Raw genomic sequence first — 21,765 nt, 5'->3', positions numbered from 1 at the left:
GAGGTGTTTATTTTCGCGCATTATTAGAAATATGAGGATAAACTCAGATGGATATTTGAGTTTGAGAATTGAAATTTTTGAGATTCGTGCTTACCGTTAGCATAGTTTAACTTTAAGAGCCCTGCCCGGGTGAGGAGTCCAAAGCCTATACCAAAGCCGTATAAATTATTCTTTTGACTGGTGACAGTATTATTTAATGACGCATAATCAATTATAGTGTGTGCGTATATGGTGTTGCTTAAACGGTAGCGGTATTCTGTATTTACTGTTATAAATGCAGTAGCTAATAAGCTTTCTTCGGTAAAACCACGCATAGATTGTATGCCTCCAAAACGGTACAATTCGTTCTCTAAGGGTTTATTTGTGTTTAATAGGGCCCCGCTAGCTTGTATATAAAAGCTGTTTTGTCTGTTAAAATCTATAGTGTGAAAGGCTTTTAAGTTGATTTTTGTTTGTTTCTCGCTGAGATTATCTCGTGTACGTTGTCCAATTCCACCTTCTAATGAGGCGTACGTTTGTATAGGAAAAAGTTTGTCGGTCGGGTTTCTGTTTTCAAAAGTGTATTTTAAAGTATAGAAATTTGATTTGTAATCATCGGTGGTCGAAAACACAGGGGTGTCTAATAAACTGTTAGAGCTATAATTTTCGAGACCTAAAAAGATACGTGACGTAGTGTCGATCTGATAAAATAGTTTCGCACTTTGCTTTACTGTGGTAAATGTCGAGTCTTGTTTTAGGATGTTAAGTTGTAATTCTGTTCCTAATGGCGTACTAAAGAGATAGGGCAGGTTTAGGGTGATATCAAAGTTTTTCTGTTCACTCTCTGTGCTTTTGTAATTTAAATTGAAAGACTCTCCGAAATTGAAATTATTGTGTAGGTCTAATTTAACATAGCCATTAAACTCTAATTTGTTGTTGGTTTCATTGGTGCTAAATCCTAAATAGCCATCAAAACTATTACTCGGTGTTTTTTCTAAGTAAATATATAGGGAGGTAGAATCCGGACTAAATAAAACTTCGGGATCTTTAATTTGACGAGCAAATCGAATCGTGTTTAGGCCTTCAAGCTTTTTTTTGATGGTCTTTATGTTGAAATGATTGGCAGGTTTTATTTTGAGGTAGCGTTTTAAATAAGATTTTGGAAAATTGGTATACCCTTTTATAACAATAGCATCTAGTTGTCTTGGGGTATTCGTATGGCTGATTTTTAAATCCGCTTGAAGTGTGTCTGCACTTTTAGTTGAAATATTTTCTAGGTTTAGTGTCGCGAATGGAAATCCGTTGTTCGCGATGTCGAGTTGAAGCGCTTCTAAAGTCGTTTCTGTGTTTTGAAATGGAATGGTAAAATTAGATTCACCTATTGTTTTGGTGAATTGTTGTAGTAATTTAATGGGGAGGGTATGCGATTTATGATGTATGGTGATGTGTTTAAATCTTGTATTTAATTTAAAATGGTATGTCCATGTGCTGTCGTTTGTTTTGGTTTTTCTTAGAATGCGGTGGTTAATATAGCCGTCCTTATATAATGAAGCTTGTAAATTGTTTAGGGTTTGTTTTAAGGCAATGGCGTCATTGTGTTTTTTGACGTTAGAATAGTTTTTTAGAATGCTGCTTATAGAATCTGTTTCTCCTATCACTTCTAAATATAGGGTTTGTGCTGCCGCTTTAGAAGAGAGGAGTAAGATAATGATAAGGAAGAGGTAAGAATTTGATTTCACTAAAGCATTCATTTTAAACGGGTATAAAACTAACGGAAAAAACCAACGGAATGGTATTGGGATGTTGTTTTTTTAAAATTCTATTGAAAATTAATTAGTTAAGATTTGAATTATTAATTAAAATTCATACATTTGCACCCCTCTTAAACAGAGGTAACGTAAAATTATATATAAAAATATATGCCAACAATTTCACAATTAGTACGAAAAGGAAGAACCAAAATAACCAAGAAGAGTAAATCGGTTGCTTTAGATTCGTGTCCTCAAAGACGAGGTGTATGTACGCGTGTTTACACAACAACGCCAAAAAAACCAAACTCAGCGATGCGTAAAGTAGCGCGTGTAAGGTTGACAAATGGTAAAGAGGTAAATGCTTACATCCCTGGAGAAGGACACAACTTACAAGAGCACTCGATAGTATTGGTTAGAGGTGGAAGGGTAAAAGATTTACCAGGAGTTAGATACCACATTGTTCGTGGAGCTTTAGACACCGCAGGTGTAGAAGGAAGAACGCAACGTAGATCTAAGTATGGTGCAAAACGCCCTAAGAAGTAATTAAAACTTTAAGAAGAAGACATGAGAAAAAAAGCAGCAAAAAAGAGACCGCTTTTACCAGATCCACGTTTTAACGATCAGTTAGTGACACGTTTCGTGAACATGATGATGTGGGATGGTAAGAAATCGGTAGCTTTTAAAGTATTTTACGATGCAATTGATATCGTAGAAGCAAAGAAGACAGACGAAGAAAAAACAGCTTTAGAAACTTGGAAAGATGCCTTGTCTAACGTTATGCCTCACGTAGAAGTACGTAGTCGTAGAGTTGGTGGAGCTACATTCCAAATTCCTAACCCAATCAGAGCAGACCGTAAGGTTTCAACAGCGATGAAATGGTTAATTAGCTATTCTCGTAAAAGAAACGAAAAGTCGATGGCACAGCGTTTAGCTTCAGAGATTTTAGCAGCAGCTAAAGAAGAAGGAGCGGCGGTTAAGAAAAGAGTAGATACTCATAAGATGGCAGAAGCAAACAAAGCATTCTCACACTTTAGATTTTAACAAATGGCAAGAGATTTAAGATTAACAAGAAATATCGGAATTGCGGCTCATATTGATGCTGGTAAAACAACAACAACTGAGCGTATTCTTTTTTATACAGGGGTAAACCATAAAATTGGGGAAACTCACGAAGGATCATCTACGATGGACTGGATGGAACAAGAGGCAGAAAGAGGTATTACAATTACTTCGGCTGCAACGACATGTGACTGGACATTCCCTAAAGAGAATGGTGTACCTACAGATGAGGCTCAAGATTACCACTTTAATATTATTGACACACCGGGTCACGTAGATTTTACTGTAGAGGTAAATCGTTCTTTACGTGTTCTTGATGGTTTAGTTTTCTTATTTAGTGCAGTAGATGGTGTAGAACCACAATCTGAAACTAACTGGAGACTAGCAGATAACTATAAAGTTCCAAGAATTGGTTTCGTTAATAAAATGGACCGTCAAGGATCAGACTTTTTAGGTGTTTGTCAGCAAGTAAAAGATATGTTAAAGTCTAACGCAGTGCCAATCGTTTTAAACATTGGTGATGAGGATGAATTTAAAGGTATCGTAGATTTAGTAAAAAACAGAGCAATTGTATGGCATGATGATAACTTCGGTTCTACATTTGATGTTGTAGATATTCCTGAAGATATGAAAGATGAAGTACGTAAATACCGTGCTTTATTAATCGAGGAAGTTGCTGGGTATGACGAAGATTTATTAGAAAAATTCATGGAAGATGAAGATTCTATTACAGAAGATGAAGTGCACGCTGCGCTTAGAGCTGCTGTAATGGATATGGCAATCATTCCTATGGTTTGTGGGTCTTCATTTAAAAATAAAGGTGTACAGTTCTTATTAGATGCTGTTTGTCGTTACTTACCTTCTCCAATGGATAGAGAAAGTGTAATAGGGACAAATCCAGATACTGATAAAGAAGAAAGACGTAAGCCAGATGTTAAGGAGCCTTTCGCTGCATTAGCATTTAAAATTGCTACCGATCCTTTCGTAGGACGTTTAGCATTCTTCCGTGCGTATTCTGGTCGTTTAGATGCAGGATCTTACATCTTGAACAACCGTTCAGGTAAAAAAGAACGTATTTCTCGTATCTACCAAATGCACGCTAATAAACAAAATGCTATCGATTTTATCGAGGCAGGAGATATTGGTGCAGCAGTAGGGTTTAAAGATATCAAGACTGGTGATACTATGTCTGATGAGAAACACCCAATTGTATTAGAGTCTATGGACTTCCCTGATCCAGTAATTGGTATCGCGGTAGAGCCTAAAACAAAGGCTGATGTTGATAAATTAGGTATGGCTTTAGCTAAATTAGCTGAAGAAGATCCAACATTTACAGCAAGAACTGACGAGAATTCAGGTCAAACAATTATATCAGGAATGGGTGAGCTTCACTTAGATATTATTGTAGATCGTTTAAGACGTGAGTTTAAAGTAGAAGTAAACCAAGGGCAACCTCAAGTAGAGTACAAAGAAGCTATTACACAACGTGCAGAACACAGAGAAGTTTATAAGAAACAATCTGGTGGACGTGGTAAATTCGCAGACATTGTATTTACATTAGAACCGGCTGAGGAAGGTGCTGTTGGATTACAGTTTGAGTCTACAATTAAAGGTGGTAACGTTCCTAAAGAATTTATCCCTTCAATTGAAAAAGGATTTAAAACAGCTATGATTAACGGTCCATTAGCAGGTTACGAAGTTGATGCTATGAAAGTAACATTAACAGACGGATCTTATCACGATGTGGATTCGGATCAATTATCATTCGAATTAGCGGCTAAACTTGGATTTAAAAACTCTGCAAAAGCAGCAAAAGCTGTAATTATGGAGCCTATTATGAAACTTGAGGTTATTACTCCTGAAGAAAATATGGGTGATATCGTTGGAGATTTAAATAGAAGAAGAGGTCAAGTAAGTGATATGGGAGATAGAGCAGGTGCTAAAACTGTAAAAGCAACAGTACCATTATCTGAAATGTTTGGTTATGTAACAACATTAAGAACATTATCTTCAGGTCGTGCAACATCTACTATGGAGTTTTCACACTATGCTGAAACACCATCAAACATATCAGAAGAAGTAATCAAAGCTGCTAAAGGCACTGAATCGTAAATCTTAAGAAAATGAGTCAAAAAATCAGAATAAAATTAAAGTCTTACGATCACAGCTTAGTAGACAAGTCTGCTGAAAAGATTGTAAAAACAGTAAAAAGTACAGGTGCTGTAGTAACAGGTCCAATTCCGTTACCAACACACAAGAAAATTTTCACTGTATTACGTTCACCACACGTAAACAAGAAGTCTAGAGAACAATTTCAATTAAGCTCTTACAAGAGATTATTAGATATTTACTCGTCATCTTCTAAAACAATTGACGCGTTAATGAAACTTGAATTACCAAGTGGAGTTGAAGTTGAAATTAAAGTTTAAGTAAGGTACTTTTAAAATAACCTAAATTTATTTAGGCTATCTAAGAAGAGATTTCTACTTTTGCAGAAATTACATGTCCTTAACGACTGGTTAAGGAAAAACGGTAAAAATACAATTCAAGGCTGAAAACGTATTTTCGGCCTTGAGTTTTTAAAGACAAGTCGCGACTTGTCTACAAATAAATAAGCAGGACAAATCGCGAGTTGTCCATAATATAATAAACAATAATTATGTCTGGGTTAATTGGAAAAAAAATCGGTATGACCAGCATCTTCGACGAAAATGGAAAGAACATTCCATGTACAGTAATCGAAGCTGGACCATGTATCGTTACCCAAGTCAGAACTGAAGAAGTTGATGGTTATGAAGCTATTCAACTTGGTTTCGATGACGCGACAGAAAAAAGTGCTACAAAAGCAGACCTAGGTCACGCTAAGAAAGCAGGAACTTCTGTAAAACGCAAAATCGTAGAATTTCAAGGTTTTGATAAGGAGTACAATTTAGGTGATGCAATCACTGTAGAGCATTTCACAGAAGGTGAATTTGTTGATGTTTCAGGAACATCAAAAGGTAAAGGATTTCAAGGGGTTGTAAAGCGTCATGGTTTCGGTGGTGTAGGTCAAGCTACTCACGGTCAACATAACCGTTTAAGAGCACCTGGATCAATTGGAGCTGCATCTTATCCAGCACGTGTATTCAAAGGAATGCGTATGGCAGGAAGAATGGGTGGAGACTCAGTAAAAATTCAAAATTTAAGAGTTTTAAAAGTGGTGGCTGAAAAGAACCTACTAGTTGTTAAAGGGTGTGTACCTGGACACAAAAATTCTTATGTAATCATTAGAAAGTAATGGAAATAGCAGTTTTAGATATAAACGGAAAAGAAACAGGTAGAAAGGCAAACCTTTCTAGCGATGTTTTTGCTATAGAGCCTAATAATCACGCTGTATATTTGGATGTTAAACAATACTTAGCAAACCAAAGACAAGGAACTCACAAGTCGAAAGAAAGAGCTGAGATTTCTGGAAGTACACGTAAGATTAAGAAGCAAAAAGGAACAGGTACTGCTAGAGCAGGTAGTATTAAGTCTGGTGTGTTTAGAGGTGGTGGACGTATGTTCGGACCAAGACCTAGAAACTACTCTATGAAACTTAATAAAAACCTGAAGCGTTTAGCACGTAGATCAGCGTTAAGTATGAAAGCTAATGAGAAGTCAATTGTTGTATTAGAAGATTTTAAATTCGATACGCCAAAGACAAAAAACTTCACTAACATATTAAAAGCTTTAGACTTACAGAATAAAAAAGCCCTCTTTGTGTTGGGTGATTCAAATAATAACGTATATTTGTCTTCACGTAATTTAAAAGGATCTGAAGTTATAACTAGCTCAGAATTAAGTACTTACAAGATTTTAAATGCAAATCAAGTAATACTTTTAGAAGGTGCTTTAGAAGGAATTGAAACGAATTTAAGTAAATAGAGAAACAATGAGTATCTTAATTAAACCTATAATCACAGAAAAAGCAACTGCAAACAGTGAGTTAAACAACTGCTTCAGTTTTTTCGTGAATACCAAGGCGAACAAGGTAGAAATTAAAAAAGCAGTGGAAGCTGCTTATGGCGTTTCTGTTGAAAAAGTTCGTACTATAAATGTCCGTCCAGATAGAAAAACTAAGTTTACAAAAACTGGTATTCAACATGGTAAAACAAATGCTCTTAAAAAAGCAATTGTACAACTGGCGGAAGGTGAGATAATTGATTTATACACTAACATGTAATTAAAGACAAATGTCAGTAAGAAAATTAAAACCAATCACACCAGGACAGCGATTTAGAGTAGTAAATGGATTTGACGCCGTTACTACTGATAAGCCGGAGAAGAGTTTATTAGCTCCGAAAAAACGTTCAGGTGGTAGAAACAGTCAAGGTCGTATGACTATGCGCTACATCGGTGGTGGTCATAAGAAGAGGTATCGTATTATCGATTTCAAAAGAAACAAAACAGGAATTCCTGCGGAAGTGAAATCTATTCAGTACGATCCAAACAGAACAGCGTTTATTGCGTTGTTAAATTACCAAGATGGTGAGAAAGCTTATATCATTGCTCAAAATGGTTTACAAGTTGGACAAACCGTGGTTTCAGGCGAAGGTGTTGCTCCAGAAATTGGAAACGCTATGCCTCTAGCTAATATTCCATTAGGAACTATTATATCTTGTGTAGAATTACGTCCAGGTCAAGGAGCTGTTATGGCTCGTAGTGCTGGATCATTCGCACAGTTAATGGCGAGAGAAGGAAAGTTTGCCTCTATTAAATTACCATCTGGAGAAACAAGATTAATCTTGGTTACATGTATGGCTACAGTAGGAGCGGTATCTAACTCAGATCATCAATTATTAGTTTCTGGAAAAGCTGGTAGAAGCAGATGGTTAGGTAGAAGACCTCGTACTAGACCAGTAGTGATGAACCCTGTCGATCACCCAATGGGTGGTGGTGAAGGTAAGTCTTCTGGTGGACATCCACGTTCTAGAAATGGAGTACCTGCTAAAGGTTATAGAACCCGTTCTAAAACAAAAGCGAGTAATAAATATATTGTAGAACGTAGAAAGAAATAAGATATGTCAAGATCACTAAAAAAAGGACCTTACGTTCATTATAAACTAGAGAAAAAAGTTGCTGCTAACGTAGAAACTAACAAAAAAACGGTAATCAAAACCTGGTCTAGAGCTAGTATGATTACACCGGATTTTGTTGGACAAACAATCGCAGTGCATAACGGTCGCCAGTTCGTACCTGTTTACGTAACAGAGAACATGGTAGGTCACAAGTTAGGAGAATTTTCACCAACAAGATCTTTTAGAGGTCACGCTGGTGCTAAAAATAAAGGTAAAAAGTAGTAAGCTATGGGAAGTCGTAAAAAACAAATGGCAGACGCTATTAAGGAAAGTAAAAAGCACATCGCTTTTGCAAAGCTTAATAACTGTCCTACATCACCGAGAAAAATGCGTTTAGTAGCCGATTTAGTAAGAGGTGAACGCGTAGAAAAAGCACTTAACATTTTAAAGTTTAGTTCTAAAGAAGCTTCAAATCGTTTAGAGACCTTGTTAGTATCAGCTATCGCTAACTGGCAAGCTAAAAACGAAGACGCAAGCATCGAAGAAGCAGAACTTTTTGTTAAAGAGATCAGAGTAGATGGCGGATCTATGTTAAAAAGATTACGTCCAGCACCACAAGGTCGTGCACACAGAATAAGAAAACGTTCAAACCACGTGACTATCGTGGTAGGAGCTAACAATAATACACAAAGCTAAGATAGATATGGGACAAAAGACAAATCCAATCGGAAATCGCTTAGGGATTATCAGAGGATGGGAATCTAACTGGTATGGAGGAAACGATTATGGTGATAAACTTGCCGAAGACGATAAGATCAGAAAATACGTTCACGCGCGTTTATCTAAAGCTAGTGTAAGTAGAGTAATTATCGAGAGAACACTTAAACTTGTAACCGTTACTATCACTACGGCTCGTCCAGGTATCATTATTGGTAAAGGCGGTCAAGAGGTAGACAAGTTAAAGGAAGAGCTTAAGAAAATTACTGGTAAAGAAGTTCAGATTAATATTTTTGAAATCAAAAGACCTGAGCTTGACGCATTCTTAGTAGCTACTAGTGTTGCACGTCAAATTGAGAACAGAATCTCTTACAGACGAGCAATAAAAATGGCTATCGCGGCAACAATGCGTATGAACGCTGAAGGAATTAAAATCCAGATTAGTGGTCGTTTAAATGGTGCTGAAATGGCACGTTCTGAGCACTACAAAGAAGGACGTATTCCTTTATCAACTTTTAGAGCCGATATTGATTATGCACTTGTTGAGGCACATACTACTTATGGTAGATTAGGTGTTAAGGTGTGGATCATGAAAGGTGAAGTATATGGTAAAAGAGAGCTTTCTCCTCTTGTTGGATTATCTAAGAAGCAAGGAAAAGGTGGACGAACAGGTGGAAATAATAAAAACCAATCTCGTCGTAGAAAGTAATTTTTTAAAGAAAAGAGAAAATGTTACAGCCTAAAAGAACAAAATTTCGTAAAATGCAAAAAGGCCGTATGAAGGGGAACTCTGGTAGAGGACACCAACTTTCAAACGGAACCTTTGGAATAAAATCACTAGACTCGAGTTTTTTAACGTCGCGTCAAATAGAAGCAGCTCGTATTGCAGCTACTCGTCATATGAAAAGAGAGGGGCAACTTTGGATTAAAATATTTCCAGACAAGCCTATTACAAAGAAACCTCTAGAAGTACGTATGGGTAAAGGTAAAGGAGCAGTAGAATATTGGGCAGCAGTAGTTAAGCCAGGTAGAATACTTTTTGAAGTAGGAGGAGTACCATTAGACGTAGCTAAAGAAGCTTTACGTTTAGCGGCTCAAAAATTACCTGTAAAAACAAAGTTTTTAATCGCTAGAGATTACGAAGCATAATTTATTTGATATTATGAAACAATCAGAAATTAAAGAATTATCTGTAGCTGAGTTACAAGAGAAACTTAGTGAAACAAAGAAGAGTTATTCAGACCTAAAAATGGCACATGCAATATCTCCTTTAGAGAACCCAATTCAATTACGCTCTGTAAGACGTGATGTAGCGAGATTGGCAACAGAAATAACTAAAAGAGAATTACAATAATTCTGCTTAATGATGGAAAAAAGAAACTTAAGAAAAGAACGTATAGGAGTAGTTACTAGTAACAAGATGCAAAAATCTATTGTAGTTGCTGAAGTGAAAAAAGTAAAACACCCTATGTACGGTAAATTCGTGTTAAAAACAAAGAAATATGTTGCACACGATGAAACAAACGACTGTAATATTGGAGATACGGTAAAGATCATGGAAACACGACCTTTAAGTAAATCTAAATGTTGGAGATTAGTTGAAATAATTGAAAGAGCGAAGTAATTATGGTACAACAAGAATCAAGACTAAAAGTAGCAGATAACACTGGAGCAAAAGAAGTATTAACAATACGTGTTCTAGGTGGTACTAAAAGAAGATATGCTTCTGTAGGAGACAAAATTGTTGTTACAGTTAAAGAATCTACTCCTAATGGAAACATTAAAAAAGGAGCAGTTTCAACAGCAGTAGTTGTTCGTACTAAGAAAGAAGTAAGACGTCCAGATGGATCTTATATTAGATTCGATGATAACGCTTGTGTACTTTTAAACCCAACAGGGGAAATGAGAGGAACACGTGTTTTCGGACCGGTTGCTAGAGAACTTCGTGATAAACAATTCATGAAAATTGTATCATTAGCACCAGAAGTGCTTTAATTGATAAAAAAGATGACAAAGCTTAAAATAAAATCAGGGGATACTGTAAAAGTAATAGCTGGAGATCACAAAGGATCTGAAGGTGTAGTACAAAAGGTATTAACAGATAAGAACAAAGCGATCGTTGAAGGTGTTAATATGGTAAAAAAACATACCAAACCTAGCGCACAAAATCCGCAAGGAGGAATCGTTGAAAAAGAAGCTCCAATTCAAATCTCTAACCTATCTTTGCTTACTTCGAAAGGAGAAGCTACACGTGTAGGTTTTAGAGTAGAAGGAGACAAGAAAGTAAGATTTTCTAAAAAATCTAATGAAGTAATATAGTTATGGCATATACACCTAGACTCAAAGAAGAGTATAAAAGCAAAGTAATTGCAGCTCTTACAGAAGAATTTGGTTATAGTAATGTGATGCAAGTACCAAAACTTACTAAGATAGTATTATCTAAAGGAGTTGGTGCTGCAGTAGCAGATAAAAAATTAGTTGATCACGCAGTTGAGGAATTAACAACTATAACAGGACAAAGAGCTATAGCAACGTTATCTAAAAAGGATGTTGCAACATTTAAATTACGTAAAGGAATGCCAATTGGCGCTAAAGTAACTTTACGTGGTGAAAAAATGTACGACTTTTTAGACCGTTTAATCACTTCAGCCTTACCACGTGTAAGAGATTTTAATGGAATTAAAGCGACTGGATTTGACGGAAGAGGTAACTACAATTTAGGAGTTACTGAGCAAATTATTTTTCCAGAGATAAATATTGACAAAGTTAATAAAATCTCAGGAATGGATATTACATTTGTAACAACAGCCGATACAGACAAAGAAGCTAAATCATTATTAACTGAATTAGGATTACCTTTTCAAAAAAACTAAGTTATGGCTAAAGAATCAATGAAAGCCCGCGAGGTGAAAAGAGCTAAAACAGTAGCTAAGTATGCAGAGAAACGTAAAGCTTTAAAAGCAGCTGGCGATTACGAAGCATTACAAAAGTTGCCAAAAAATGCCTCTCCGGTACGTCAACACAATAGATGTAAGTTAACGGGAAGACCAAAAGGATACATGCGTACCTTTGGTATCTCTCGTGTTATGTTTAGAGAAATGGCGAACCAAGGTTTAATACCAGGAGTTAGAAAAGCAAGCTGGTAAAATTATAAATTGGGCTAAGGTTTAAGCAACGACGCTTAAAAACCAAGTCCGCAAATCAATACATATGTATACAGATCCAATTGCAGATTATCTTACTAGAGTTAGAAACGCAGTGCGTGCTAACCACAGAGTAGTTGAAATCCCTGCATCAAATTTAAAAAAGGACATTACTAAAATATTATTCGATCAAGGATATATTTTAAGTTACAAGTTCGAAGAGTCAAAAGTACAAGGAACTATTAAAATAGCCCTTAAGTACAATAAAGACACAAAAGAACCTGTGATTAGAAAGATCCAGAGAATAAGTAAACCTGGTTTACGTAAATATTCTAGTTCAAGCGAATTACCACGTATTCTTAACGGTCTTGGTATTGCTATCGTATCTACATCTCACGGTGTAATGACTGGTAAGCAAGCACAAAGAGAAAACGTTGGTGGTGAAGTTTTATGTTACGTTTACTAATCTAAAAAGGAGAAGAAATGTCAAGAATAGGAAATAATCCAGTAGTAATTCCAGAAGGAGTTACTGTAGAAGTAAAAGATAACGTCATCACAGTAAAAGGGAAATTAGGAGAATTAACTCAGAATTTCGATGCTGTAGAGGTTAAGGTAGAAGAAGGAAAAGTTATAGTTACACGTCCATCTGAGTCTAAAGATCACAAAGCTAAACACGGTTTATACAGATCTTTAGTTAACAATATGATAGAAGGAGTATCTAAAGGTTGGACTAAACAACTAGAACTAGTTGGTGTTGGTTACAGAGCAAGTCACCAAGGTCAAAAACTAGATTTAGCTTTAGGTTTTTCTCATAACATCGTTATGAGCTTAGCACCGGAAGTACAAGTTGAAACAGTTTCAGATAAAGGTAAAAACCCAATTATTAAATTAACTTCTTACGATAAGCAATTGGTAGGACAAATCGCGGCGAAAATCCGTGGATTTAGACCACCAGAGCCTTACAAAGGAAAAGGAATTAAATTTGTAGGTGAAGAGTTAAGAAGAAAAGCAGGTAAATCAGCTTAATAATTAAGTTATGGCGTTAACAAAAAACGAAAGAAGAATAAGAATTAAAAACAGAATTCGCAAAATTGTCTCTGGTACTGAATCAAAGCCAAGATTGTCTGTTTTTAGAAGTAATAAAGAAATTTATGCTCAATTAGTCGATGACGTATCTGGTAAAACTATCAGTGCAGCATCTTCAAGAGATAAAGACATTAGTACTGCAACAGGAAGCAAATCTGAAATAGCTGCATTAGTAGGTAAGTCAGTTGCTGAAAAAGCTTTAAAAGCAGGTGTAGAGACAATCACTTTTGATAGAGGTGGTTATTTATATCACGGTAGAGTAAAATCATTAGCTGAAGGAGCTAGAGAAGCAGGACTTAAATTCTAAGAAATTATGTATCATAAATACAAAAGTGCAGAGTTAGTAAAACCAAGTGGATTAGATCTTAAAGATCATTTAATTGGTGTACAAAGAGTAACAAAAGTAACTAAAGGAGGTAGAGCCTTCGGATTCTCAGCAATTGTTGTTGTAGGAGACGAGGCAGGTGTAGTAGGTCACGGTTTAGGGAAATCTAAAGATGTAGCTAGTGCAATTGCTAAAGGTATCGAAGACGCTAAGAAAAACTTAGTTCGTATTCCAATAGTGAAAAGAACATTACCACACGAACAAAAAGGGAAGTATGGTGGAGCGAGAGTAAACATTATACCTGCAGCACCTGGTACAGGGGTTATCGCTGGTGGAGCTGTAAGAACAGTTCTTGAGGCAGTAGGTGTACATGATTGTTTATCTAAATCTCAAGGTTCATCAAACCCACATAACGTAGTAAAAGCAACATTTGATGCTTTATTACAGTTAAGAGATGCGAATACAATTGCTCGTGAACGAGGAATTTCTTTAGAAAAAGTTTTTAACGGTTAATATTTAAAGCAATGGCAAAAATAAAAGTAACAAAAGTTAAAAGCGCAATCAATCGTACTAAAAGTCAAAAGCAAACTTTATTAGCTTTAGGTCTTAAAAAGATTGGGCAAACTGTAGAGCACGAAAACACTTCTAGTATACTAGGAATGGTAAGAAAAGTAAATCACTTAGTTTCTGTTGAGGAAGCTTAAAAAACAATACTGAAAAATGGATTTAAGTAATTTAAAACCTGCAGAAGGTTCAGTTAAAACTCAAGGTAAGAGAATAGGTAGAGGACAAGGTTCTGGAAAAGGGGGTACGGCAACACGTGGTCACAAAGGAGCTAAATCTCGTTCTGGTTATTCTAAGAAAGTAGGATTTGAAGGAGGGCAAATGCCACTTCAAAGACGTGTACCTAAGTTTGGCTTTACAAATATCAACAGAGTAGACTATCAAGGTGTTAACTTGGATACGTTACAGAAATTAGTTGATGAGAAAAAAATCGAAACTACATTAGACTTTGAAACTCTTGTGAATTTAGGATTAGTTGGTAAAAACGAACTAGTTAAAATTTTAGGACGTGGAGAATTAAAAGCAAAACTTAATGTAACAGCTCATAAATTTACTGCTTCAGCAAAGGCTGCAATAGAAGCTGCTGGTGGAGAAGCTGTAACTTTATAAGACCAATCTAGAGTATGAAATTTATAGAGACTTTAAAAAATGTTTGGAAAATTGAAGAACTAAGAAATAGAATCATAGTAACACTTGGTCTATTATTAGTTTACCGTTTTGGAGCCCAAATCGTTTTACCAGGAATCGATGCCGCACAGTTGGAAAACTTGCAAACAGGTACTGAGAATGGTATAATGGGGTTACTAAATGCCTTTACAGGAGGAGCTTTTGCTAATGCTTCTGTATTTGCATTAGGTATTATGCCTTATATATCTGCTTCCATTGTAGTTCAGTTAATGGGAATTGCTATTCCGTATTTACAAAAACTACAAAAAGAAGGAGCGAGTGGTCAGAAAAAAATTACTCAAATTACTAGATGGTTAACCATTGCAATTTGTTTAGTACAAGCGCCTGGTTATTTAGCAAGTTTAAGTACCATGTTTGGAATCCCTGAATCGGCTTTCTTATTAGGTCAAGGTGGGGTATTCTATTTCTCTTCTATAGTGATCTTAGTTACAGGGTGTATCTTCGCGATGTGGTTAGGAGAAAAAATTACAGATAAAGGAATTGGTAACGGTATCTCATTATTAATTATGGTGGGTATTATCGCAACAATGCCAAAGTCATTTTTACAAAATGCAGTGTCTAGAATAGAAACTGGAAATAACGTAATGATGATTCTTTTCGAATTTGTAATTTGGTTAGCAATTATTTTAGCATGTGTAATGTTAGTAATGGCTGTTAGAAAAATAGCTGTTCAGTATGCAAGACGTTCTGCAACTGGTGGTTATGAGAAAAATGTATTTGGTGGTGCTAGACAATTTATCCCTCTTAAGCTTAATGCTTCTGGAGTGATGCCAATTATCTTCGCTCAGGCAATTATGTTTGTTCCTGGACTTATTGGAAGTTCTTCTTTCTTAGAAGGTACCTCTACTGGTCAATGGATGCAAGCTAATTTCTCAGACATTTTCGGACTGTGGTACAATGTGTTATTCGCTTTCTTAATTATAGTTTTTACTTATTTTTATACGGCGATTACAGTACCAACGAATAAAATGGCTGATGATTTAAAACGTAGTGGAGGATTTATCCCAGGCATTCGCCCAGGATCTGAAACTTCGGAGTATCTAGATAAAATCATGTCACAAATTACCTTACCAGGTTCTATTTTCTTAGCACTAATAGCTGTGTTCCCAGCATTTATAGTTAAGTTCTTAAACGTACAATCTGGATGGGCCTTATTTTTTGGTGGTACATCATTATTAATTTTGGTTGGAGTTGCAATTGACACTATGCAACAAGTAAATTCATACTTGTTAAATAGACACTATGATGGCTTGATGAAAACGGGTAAAAATAGAAAGGCAGTAGCTTAATTATTATACTATGGCAAAACAAGCAGCAATAGAACAAGACGGAACAATTATTGAAGCATTATCTAATGCGATGTTTCGTGTAGAATTAGAAAATGGTCACATTGTGACTGCACATATATCTGGTAAAATGCGTATGCATTACATTAAGTTGTTACCAGGTGATAAAGTAAAATTAGAAATGAGCCCTTACGACTTAAGTAAGGCTCGCATAACTTATAGATACTAATTACGATGAAAGTAAGAGCATCAGTTAAAAAAAGAAGTGCAGATTGTAAAATCGTGCGTAGAAAGGGTAGACTTTACGTCATTAACAAAAAGAATCCTAGATTCAAACAAAGACAAGGATAATTATGGCAAGAATTGCAGGAGTAGACATACCGAAACAGAAAAGAGGAGTCATTTCATTAACTTACATCTATGGTGTAGGTAGAAGTAGAGCTCAAGAAATTTTATCAACGGCTAAAGTTGATGAAAACATCAAAGTACAAGATTGGACAGATGATCAAATTGGAGCAATCCGTGAAGCTGTTGGAACTTTTACTATTGAAGGTGAATTACGTTCTGAAACTCAAATGAACATTAAGCGATTAATGGACATAGGATGTTACAGAGGGATCCGTCATAGAGCTAGTCTTCCATTGAGAGGACAACGTACTAAAAACAACTCTAGAACTAGAAAAGGTAGAAGAAAAACAGTTGCTAATAAGAAAAAAGCAACTAAATAATAAGTAGTATGGCAAAGACAAATACTAAAAGCACAAAAAAACGTAAAGTTATAATAGACGCGGTTGGGGAAGCTCATATTACTGCTTCTTTTAACAATATTATTGTGTCTTTAACAAATAAGAAAGGTGACGTTATTTCATGGTCATCTGCTGGTAAAATGGGATTCAGAGGTTCTAAAAAGAACACACCTTACGCTGCTCAATTAGCTGCGGAAGATGCATCTGGAGTTGCTAAAGAAGCCGGACTTAAAAAAGTTAAAGTTTACGTAAAAGGACCAGGAAACGGTAGAGAATCTGCTATCCGTTCTATCCATAATGCTGGAATTGAAGTAACTGAAATTATCGACGTTACTCCATTACCTCATAATGGATGTCGCCCTCCAAAGCGTAGAAGAGTATAATTTACTCATAATTTAGAATTAATATCAATTATAATTAAATTATAGTTGGTATTAATTTTTTATGTTTAAATTTGCAAATTATAAAAACAATCAAGTATTAATAAGAGATCAACGATTATCGAAGGATAAGATTTAGACCTTAATTCATAATCACTCTTTAAACAACAATTAGAAATGGCAAGATATACTGGTCCTAAAACTAAAATAGCTCGTAAATTTGGCGAAGCTATCTTTGGAGACGATAAATCTTTCGAGAAAAGAAATTATCCTCCAGGGCAACACGGAAACGCAAGAAGACGTGGAAAGAAATCTGAATATGCTATCCAGTTAATGGAAAAGCAAAAAGCTAAATATACTTACGGTATTTTAGAAAAACAATTCAGAAACATGTTTAAAAAAGCTACAGCAGCTCCTGGAATTACAGGTGAAGTTTTATTACAATTATGTGAGTCTAGATTAGACAACGTTGTATTTAGAATGGGTGTTGCACCTACACGTAGCGCAGCAAGACAATTAGTTTCTCACAGACATATTACTGTTAATGGGGAGTTAGTTAATATTCCATCTTACAACTTAAAAGCTGGAGATGTTGTTGCTGTTAGAGAAAAATCAAAATCACTTGAAGCTATCGATAGATCTTTATCTAGCTCAAGTAACGTATACGAGTGGATTACTTGGAATAGCGAGAAGAAAGAAGGAACTTATGTTTCTGTTCCTGCTAGAATCCAAATCCCAGAAAACATCAATGAGCAATTCATAGTCGAATTATACTCTAAATAATAACTGATACAAATCGCAAATATGGCAGTATTTAATTTTCAGAAGCCCGACAAAGTAATCATGATTGATTCTACCGACTTCGAAGGTAAATTTGAATTTAGACCTTTAGAACCAGGTTACGGATTAACAATAGGAAATGCTCTTAGAAGAGTTTTACTATCTTCTCTAGAAGGATTTGCAATTACATCAGTTAGAATCGAAGGTGCAGACCACGAATTCTCAACACTTGCTGGTGTAGTAGAAGATGTGACTGAAATTATTTTAAACTTAAAACAAGTTCGTTTTAAAAGACAAATTGAAGATGTTGATAACGAATCTGTTTCAATTTCTATTTCAGGACAAGATCAAATAACAGCTGGTGACTTTCAGAAATTTATCTCAGGATTCCAAGTATTAAATACAGATTTAGTTATTTGTAACTTAGAGTCTAAAGTCAATTTTAATATGGAACTTACTATCGAAAAAGGTAGAGGTTATGTTCCTGCAGAAGAAAATAAGAAAGCTTCAGCGCCTATTGGGACAATCTTTACGGATTCGATTTATACGCCTATTAAGAATGTAAAATACAGTATCGAGAACTACCGTGTAGAACAAAAGACAGATTACGAAAAATTAGTTTTCGAAATCCAATCTGATGGTTCTATTACGCCTCAAGATGCTTTAACAGAAGCAGCAAAAACGTTAATTCACCACTTTATGTTATTCTCAGATGAGAGAATTACTTTAGAGGCCGACGAAATAGCACAAACTGAAACTTATGATGAAGAATCTCTTCATATGAGACAGTTGCTTAAAACAAAATTAGTGGATATGGATTTATCTGTACGTGCACTAAACTGTTTAAAAGCTGCCGAAGTAGATACTTTAGGAGACTTAGTATCGTTCAATAAAAATGATTTAATGAAGTTCCGTAACTTTGGTAAAAAATCATTAACTGAGCTAGAAGAACTAGTAAATGTTAAAGGTTTAAACTTCGGAATGGACTTATCAAAATACAAACTAGATAAAGACTAATACATCATATTTTGCTCCTCTATAACGGGTAGTAGCAAGATGGTGATTAAAACAAAATGTCATGAGACACGGAAAAAAAGTAAACCACTTAGGAAGACAAACAGCACATAGAAAAGCTATGCTTGCAAATATGGCTTGTTCTTTAATACAACACAAACGTATTAATACAACTGTAGCTAAAGCAAAAGCTTTAAAGCAATTTGTTGAACCTATGATCACTAAGTCTAAAGAAGATACAACACACAACAGACGTCTTGTGTTTTCTAAATTAAGACAAAAAGATGCCGTTACAGAACTATTTAGAGATGTAGCTGCTAAAGTAGGTGATCGTCCAGGTGGATACACACGTATTATTAAGTTAGGAAATCGTTTAGGAGATAACGCTGATATGGCAATGATAGAATTAGTTGATTACAACGAAATCTATAACGCTGGAAAAGCTGAGAAGAAAACGACGCGTAGAAGTAGAAGAGGTGGAAAAGCTAAACCGGCTGCAGACACTGCTACTAAAGCATCTAACGAAGAAGAAGAATAAAAATGTTAATAAGCATTTAAAATAAAAGGATAAACTATTTTAGTTTATCCTTTTTTTTATGCAATTTTGTCAAACTTTTCGAATCAATGAAATATCAAAAACTTAAAAAAGCTATAATTTTACTTGCAGATGGTACTATTTTTCACGGTAAAGCTGTAGGCAAAGAAGGTAACGCTGTTGGTGAAGTGTGTTTTAACACAGGAATGACAGGGTACCAAGAAATTTTTACCGATCCGTCATACTATGGCCAATTAATGGTAGCTACCAATGCTCATATTGGTAATTATGGTGTTACCGATCAAGATTCAGAATCCGATTCTATTAAGATTTCTGGTTTAATATGTAAAAATTTTAGTTACGACTATTCACGAGATATCGCAACAGGGTCTTTAGAAGATTTCTTGAATGATAATAATCTATTAGCTATATCAGACGTTGATACACGAGCCTTAGTAAGCTATATTAGAGATAATGGAGCCATGAATGCTGTGATTTCTACCGATGTAGATAATATCGAAGGTTTGAAAAAACTTTTAGAAGAGGCGCCAGATATGAAAGGTCTTGAGCTGGCTTCTAAGGTATCGACTAAAGAACCTTATTTCTTTGGTAATGAAAACGCATCAATTAAAATTGCCGCTTTAGATATAGGTATCAAAAAGAATATTCTTCGCAATTTTGCAGATAGAGATGCTTATATTAAGGTGTTCCCTTACAATGCTACTTTCGAAGAAATGAGTAGTTGGAATCCTGACGGTTACTTCTTGTCGAACGGTCCTGGAGATCCAGAACCATTAGTCGAAGCGCAAGCCTTAGCTAAAGAGATTATTAAACGCGATTTACCTCTTTTTGGTATTTGTTTAGGACATCAAGTTATTGCCCTAGCTAACGGTATTTCGACTTATAAAATGCACAATGGACACCGCGGTATTAATCACCCGGTTATGAACTTAGTGACGGGTAAAGGGGAAATTACTTCTCAAAACCACGGTTTTGCTATAAATAGAGAAGAAACAGAGGCGCATCCAGATGTAGAGATTACTCATGTTCATTTAAATGATAATACCGTTGCAGGTATAAGAATGAAGTCTAAAAACGTTTTCTCGGTGCAATATCACCCTGAGGCTAGTCCAGGACCAAATGATGCTAGGTATTTATTCGATCAATTTATTGAGAATATAAAATCAAAATAACTAAAAAGACAATGAACTAAACTTCATTGTCTTTTTTGCTTTAATAATAACAAGATAATTTTAGGATTTCTATAGTAATAACTATTTTTAGCTTAAAATTAAATAGTAAATTTGAGCACAAGTTCAACTTAAAAAAATATTATGAGTATTATAATTAACGTTCACGCTAGACAAATTTTCGATTCAAGAGGTAATCCTACTGTAGAGGTCGATGTAGAAACTGAAAACGGATTCCTTGGTAGAGCGGCAGTTCCATCTGGAGCTTCTACTGGAGAGCATGAAGCGGTAGAGCTTAGAGATGGCGGTAAAGATTTTATGGGTAAAGGTGTTTTAAATGCCGTAGACAACGTAAATTCTATTTTAGCTCAAGAACTTTTAGGTGTTAATGTTTTCGAACAAAACTATATAGATACCTTAATGTGCGAGATTGATGGTACGCCAAATAAATCTAAATTAGGAGCTAATGCTATTCTTGGGGTGTCTTTAGCGGTTGCTAAAGCGGCGGCTGCCGAGCTTGGTATGCCACTGTACAGATATGTTGGTGGGGTGAGCGCAAATACCTTGCCGGTACCTATGATGAATATTATTAATGGGGGATCGCATAGTGATGCGCCTATTGCTTTTCAGGAATTTATGGTTATGCCGGTAAAGGCCAATAATTTTTCTCACGGTTTACAAATGGGTACGGAAATATTCCACCATTTAAAAGCGGTATTACACGATCGTAATTTAAGTACGGCTGTAGGTGATGAAGGTGGTTTTGCACCTACTTTAGACGGTACCGAAGATGCACTAGATACGATTGCTATGGCTGTTAAAAATGCAGGCTATACTTTAGGTGATGATGTTATGATCGCACTTGATTGTGCAGCGGCCGAGTTTTATGTGAATGGTAAGTACGATTACACAAAATTTGAAGGTGATTCTGGTAAAGTAAGAACCAGTACAGAACAAGCTGATTACTTAGCGGAATTAGCTTCTAAATATCCTATTATTTCTATAGAAGATGGTATGGATGAAAATGACTGGGAAGGATGGAAATACTTAACAGAGAAAATTGGTGATAAAGTGCAGTTGGTAGGTGATGATTTGTTTGTTACTAACGTAGAGCGTTTATCGAAAGGGATTTCAGAACAAATTGCCAATTCAATTTTAATTAAAGTTAACCAAATAGGAACACTAACCGAGACTATTGCAGCTGTAAATATGGCGCATAACGCAGGGTATACTTCTGTAATGTCTCACCGTTCAGGTGAAACAGAAGATAATACTATTGCCGATTTAGCAGTGGCATTAAATTGCGGACAAATAAAAACAGGTTCTGCTTCACGAAGTGATCGTATGGCGAAATACAATCAGTTATTACGTATTGAAGAGGAATTAGGAAATATTGCTTACTACCCAAAAAACAAAGCGTTTAAAGTAAAGCAGTAGGTAAAAGTTTATACCTCATTTGTATATTTAACGGACCACAGACCTTT

General features: G+C 35.6%; 35 protein-coding genes. 34 read left to right on the top strand and 1 reads right to left on the bottom strand.

The genetic code is table 11. The features are described from left to right. Window positions 1–23 precede the first annotated feature (23 nt). Window positions 24–1,730, bottom strand: coding sequence for a BamA/TamA family outer membrane protein (locus BLV64_RS08160; RefSeq protein WP_092133888.1), 1,707 nt, complete (start codon window positions 1,728–1,730; stop codon window positions 24–26). Window positions 1,731–1,898: 168 nt separating this feature from the next. On the opposite strand from BLV64_RS08160, the gene rpsL reads away from it, so the two are divergent. From rpsL to eno, 34 genes are all read left to right on the top strand, one after another. Further along, a complete protein-coding gene (gene rpsL, locus BLV64_RS08155; protein ID WP_092133886.1) occupies window positions 1,899–2,273 on the top strand; it encodes a 30S ribosomal protein S12 in 375 nt (124 codons plus the stop codon). Between the two features lie 21 nt (window positions 2,274–2,294). Continuing rightward, window positions 2,295–2,771: a 30S ribosomal protein S7 gene (gene rpsG / locus BLV64_RS08150; protein WP_092133884.1), complete on the top strand. Its 477-nt coding sequence runs from the start codon at window positions 2,295–2,297 to the stop codon at window positions 2,769–2,771. 3 nt (window positions 2,772–2,774) lie between these two features. Then, window positions 2,775–4,901: an elongation factor G gene (gene fusA, locus BLV64_RS08145; RefSeq protein ID WP_092133882.1), complete on the top strand. Its 2,127-nt coding sequence runs from the start codon at window positions 2,775–2,777 to the stop codon at window positions 4,899–4,901. A gap of 11 nt (window positions 4,902–4,912) precedes the next feature. After that, on the top strand, window positions 4,913–5,218 hold the full coding sequence (rpsJ, locus tag BLV64_RS08140; protein WP_092133880.1) for a 30S ribosomal protein S10: 306 nt from the start codon (window positions 4,913–4,915) through the stop codon (window positions 5,216–5,218). A 230-nt stretch (window positions 5,219–5,448) separates the two neighbouring features. Then, complete coding sequence (rplC, locus tag BLV64_RS08135; protein ID WP_092133878.1) at window positions 5,449–6,066, top strand: 50S ribosomal protein L3; 618 nt, start codon at window positions 5,449–5,451, stop codon at window positions 6,064–6,066. Then, complete coding sequence (gene rplD, locus BLV64_RS08130; RefSeq protein WP_092133876.1) at window positions 6,066–6,695, top strand: 50S ribosomal protein L4; 630 nt, start codon at window positions 6,066–6,068, stop codon at window positions 6,693–6,695. The genes rplC and rplD overlap by 1 nt, the downstream gene beginning before the upstream one ends. A 7-nt stretch (window positions 6,696–6,702) precedes the next feature. Then, window positions 6,703–6,993, top strand: a complete 291-nt coding sequence (rplW, locus tag BLV64_RS08125) for a 50S ribosomal protein L23 (RefSeq protein ID WP_092133874.1) — start codon at window positions 6,703–6,705, stop codon at window positions 6,991–6,993. Window positions 6,994–7,003: 10 nt separating this feature from the next. After that, window positions 7,004–7,828 (top strand): 50S ribosomal protein L2, encoded by an 825-nt coding sequence (gene rplB, locus BLV64_RS08120; protein ID WP_092133872.1) that lies wholly within the window; start codon window positions 7,004–7,006, stop codon window positions 7,826–7,828. A 3-nt stretch (window positions 7,829–7,831) separates the two neighbouring features. Then, window positions 7,832–8,110, top strand: a complete 279-nt coding sequence (gene rpsS / locus BLV64_RS08115) for a 30S ribosomal protein S19 (RefSeq protein ID WP_092133870.1) — start codon at window positions 7,832–7,834, stop codon at window positions 8,108–8,110. 6 nt (window positions 8,111–8,116) lie between these two features. Further along, entirely contained in the window at window positions 8,117–8,524 is a 408-nt protein-coding gene (gene rplV / locus BLV64_RS08110; RefSeq protein ID WP_092133868.1) for a 50S ribosomal protein L22, read from the top strand. Between the two features lie 7 nt (window positions 8,525–8,531). After that, the gene (rpsC, locus tag BLV64_RS08105) at window positions 8,532–9,254 is read left to right on the top strand and encodes a 30S ribosomal protein S3 (RefSeq protein ID WP_092133866.1); all 723 of its coding nucleotides are present in this window, start codon (window positions 8,532–8,534) and stop codon (window positions 9,252–9,254) included. Between the two features lie 20 nt (window positions 9,255–9,274). Beyond that, the gene (gene rplP, locus BLV64_RS08100) at window positions 9,275–9,694 is read left to right on the top strand and encodes a 50S ribosomal protein L16 (RefSeq protein WP_092133864.1); all 420 of its coding nucleotides are present in this window, start codon (window positions 9,275–9,277) and stop codon (window positions 9,692–9,694) included. A gap of 13 nt (window positions 9,695–9,707) precedes the next feature. Further along, the gene (gene rpmC / locus BLV64_RS08095; RefSeq protein WP_092133862.1) at window positions 9,708–9,899 is read left to right on the top strand and encodes a 50S ribosomal protein L29; all 192 of its coding nucleotides are present in this window, start codon (window positions 9,708–9,710) and stop codon (window positions 9,897–9,899) included. A 12-nt stretch (window positions 9,900–9,911) separates the two neighbouring features. Beyond that, window positions 9,912–10,169, top strand: coding sequence for a 30S ribosomal protein S17 (gene rpsQ / locus BLV64_RS08090; protein WP_006988541.1), 258 nt, complete (start codon window positions 9,912–9,914; stop codon window positions 10,167–10,169). 2 nt (window positions 10,170–10,171) lie between these two features. Continuing rightward, window positions 10,172–10,540 (top strand): 50S ribosomal protein L14, encoded by a 369-nt coding sequence (rplN, locus tag BLV64_RS08085; protein ID WP_092133859.1) that lies wholly within the window; start codon window positions 10,172–10,174, stop codon window positions 10,538–10,540. Window positions 10,541–10,552: 12 nt separating this feature from the next. Continuing rightward, window positions 10,553–10,864, top strand: a complete 312-nt coding sequence (gene rplX, locus BLV64_RS08080; protein WP_092133858.1) for a 50S ribosomal protein L24 — start codon at window positions 10,553–10,555, stop codon at window positions 10,862–10,864. Between the two features lie 2 nt (window positions 10,865–10,866). Next, window positions 10,867–11,418, top strand: coding sequence for a 50S ribosomal protein L5 (gene rplE / locus BLV64_RS08075; protein WP_092133856.1), 552 nt, complete (start codon window positions 10,867–10,869; stop codon window positions 11,416–11,418). 3 nt (window positions 11,419–11,421) lie between these two features. Continuing rightward, the gene (rpsN, locus tag BLV64_RS08070; protein WP_092133854.1) at window positions 11,422–11,691 is read left to right on the top strand and encodes a 30S ribosomal protein S14; all 270 of its coding nucleotides are present in this window, start codon (window positions 11,422–11,424) and stop codon (window positions 11,689–11,691) included. Window positions 11,692–11,755: 64 nt separating this feature from the next. Beyond that, window positions 11,756–12,154: a 30S ribosomal protein S8 gene (rpsH, locus tag BLV64_RS08065; protein WP_092133852.1), complete on the top strand. Its 399-nt coding sequence runs from the start codon at window positions 11,756–11,758 to the stop codon at window positions 12,152–12,154. 17 nt (window positions 12,155–12,171) lie between these two features. Beyond that, on the top strand, window positions 12,172–12,714 hold the full coding sequence (gene rplF, locus BLV64_RS08060) for a 50S ribosomal protein L6 (protein WP_092133850.1): 543 nt from the start codon (window positions 12,172–12,174) through the stop codon (window positions 12,712–12,714). A gap of 10 nt (window positions 12,715–12,724) precedes the next feature. Beyond that, on the top strand, window positions 12,725–13,081 hold the full coding sequence (gene rplR, locus BLV64_RS08055) for a 50S ribosomal protein L18 (RefSeq protein WP_092133848.1): 357 nt from the start codon (window positions 12,725–12,727) through the stop codon (window positions 13,079–13,081). A 6-nt stretch (window positions 13,082–13,087) separates the two neighbouring features. Next, window positions 13,088–13,612, top strand: coding sequence for a 30S ribosomal protein S5 (gene rpsE / locus BLV64_RS08050; RefSeq protein ID WP_092133846.1), 525 nt, complete (start codon window positions 13,088–13,090; stop codon window positions 13,610–13,612). Between the two features lie 11 nt (window positions 13,613–13,623). Continuing rightward, window positions 13,624–13,803, top strand: coding sequence for a 50S ribosomal protein L30 (gene rpmD / locus BLV64_RS08045; RefSeq protein ID WP_092133844.1), 180 nt, complete (start codon window positions 13,624–13,626; stop codon window positions 13,801–13,803). 16 nt (window positions 13,804–13,819) lie between these two features. After that, window positions 13,820–14,272 (top strand): 50S ribosomal protein L15, encoded by a 453-nt coding sequence (gene rplO / locus BLV64_RS08040; protein WP_092133842.1) that lies wholly within the window; start codon window positions 13,820–13,822, stop codon window positions 14,270–14,272. A gap of 14 nt (window positions 14,273–14,286) precedes the next feature. After that, window positions 14,287–15,639 carry a preprotein translocase subunit SecY gene (gene secY, locus BLV64_RS08035; protein WP_092133840.1) on the top strand — a complete coding sequence of 451 codons (1,353 nt, stop codon included), beginning with the start codon at window positions 14,287–14,289 and terminating at the stop codon, window positions 15,637–15,639. Window positions 15,640–15,649: 10 nt separating this feature from the next. Then, on the top strand, window positions 15,650–15,865 hold the full coding sequence (infA, locus tag BLV64_RS08030) for a translation initiation factor IF-1 (RefSeq protein WP_028289261.1): 216 nt from the start codon (window positions 15,650–15,652) through the stop codon (window positions 15,863–15,865). A gap of 5 nt (window positions 15,866–15,870) precedes the next feature. Further along, a complete protein-coding gene (gene ykgO, locus BLV64_RS08025; RefSeq protein WP_013305171.1) occupies window positions 15,871–15,987 on the top strand; it encodes a type B 50S ribosomal protein L36 in 117 nt (38 codons plus the stop codon). Window positions 15,988–15,989: 2 nt separating this feature from the next. Next, window positions 15,990–16,364, top strand: coding sequence for a 30S ribosomal protein S13 (rpsM, locus tag BLV64_RS08020; RefSeq protein WP_092133838.1), 375 nt, complete (start codon window positions 15,990–15,992; stop codon window positions 16,362–16,364). An 8-nt stretch (window positions 16,365–16,372) separates the two neighbouring features. Further along, a complete protein-coding gene (rpsK, locus tag BLV64_RS08015) occupies window positions 16,373–16,765 on the top strand; it encodes a 30S ribosomal protein S11 (RefSeq protein ID WP_092133836.1) in 393 nt (130 codons plus the stop codon). 174 nt (window positions 16,766–16,939) lie between these two features. Beyond that, entirely contained in the window at window positions 16,940–17,545 is a 606-nt protein-coding gene (rpsD, locus tag BLV64_RS08010) for a 30S ribosomal protein S4 (RefSeq protein WP_092133834.1), read from the top strand. Between the two features lie 21 nt (window positions 17,546–17,566). After that, entirely contained in the window at window positions 17,567–18,559 is a 993-nt protein-coding gene (locus BLV64_RS08005; RefSeq protein WP_092133832.1) for a DNA-directed RNA polymerase subunit alpha, read from the top strand. A 61-nt stretch (window positions 18,560–18,620) separates the two neighbouring features. Beyond that, a complete protein-coding gene (gene rplQ, locus BLV64_RS08000) occupies window positions 18,621–19,094 on the top strand; it encodes a 50S ribosomal protein L17 (RefSeq protein ID WP_092133830.1) in 474 nt (157 codons plus the stop codon). An 86-nt stretch (window positions 19,095–19,180) separates the two neighbouring features. Next, the gene (carA, locus tag BLV64_RS07995) at window positions 19,181–20,284 is read left to right on the top strand and encodes a glutamine-hydrolyzing carbamoyl-phosphate synthase small subunit (protein ID WP_092133828.1); all 1,104 of its coding nucleotides are present in this window, start codon (window positions 19,181–19,183) and stop codon (window positions 20,282–20,284) included. Window positions 20,285–20,425: 141 nt separating this feature from the next. Continuing rightward, entirely contained in the window at window positions 20,426–21,718 is a 1,293-nt protein-coding gene (eno, locus tag BLV64_RS07990) for a phosphopyruvate hydratase (protein WP_092133826.1), read from the top strand. Window positions 21,719–21,765: the final 47 nt, after the last annotated feature.

Source organism: Bizionia paragorgiae (genome assembly GCF_900107625.1).
GTDB classification, from domain to species: Bacteria; Bacteroidota; Bacteroidia; order Flavobacteriales; family Flavobacteriaceae; genus Bizionia; species Bizionia paragorgiae.
This window is presented reverse-complemented; position numbering and strand designations above follow the sequence as displayed.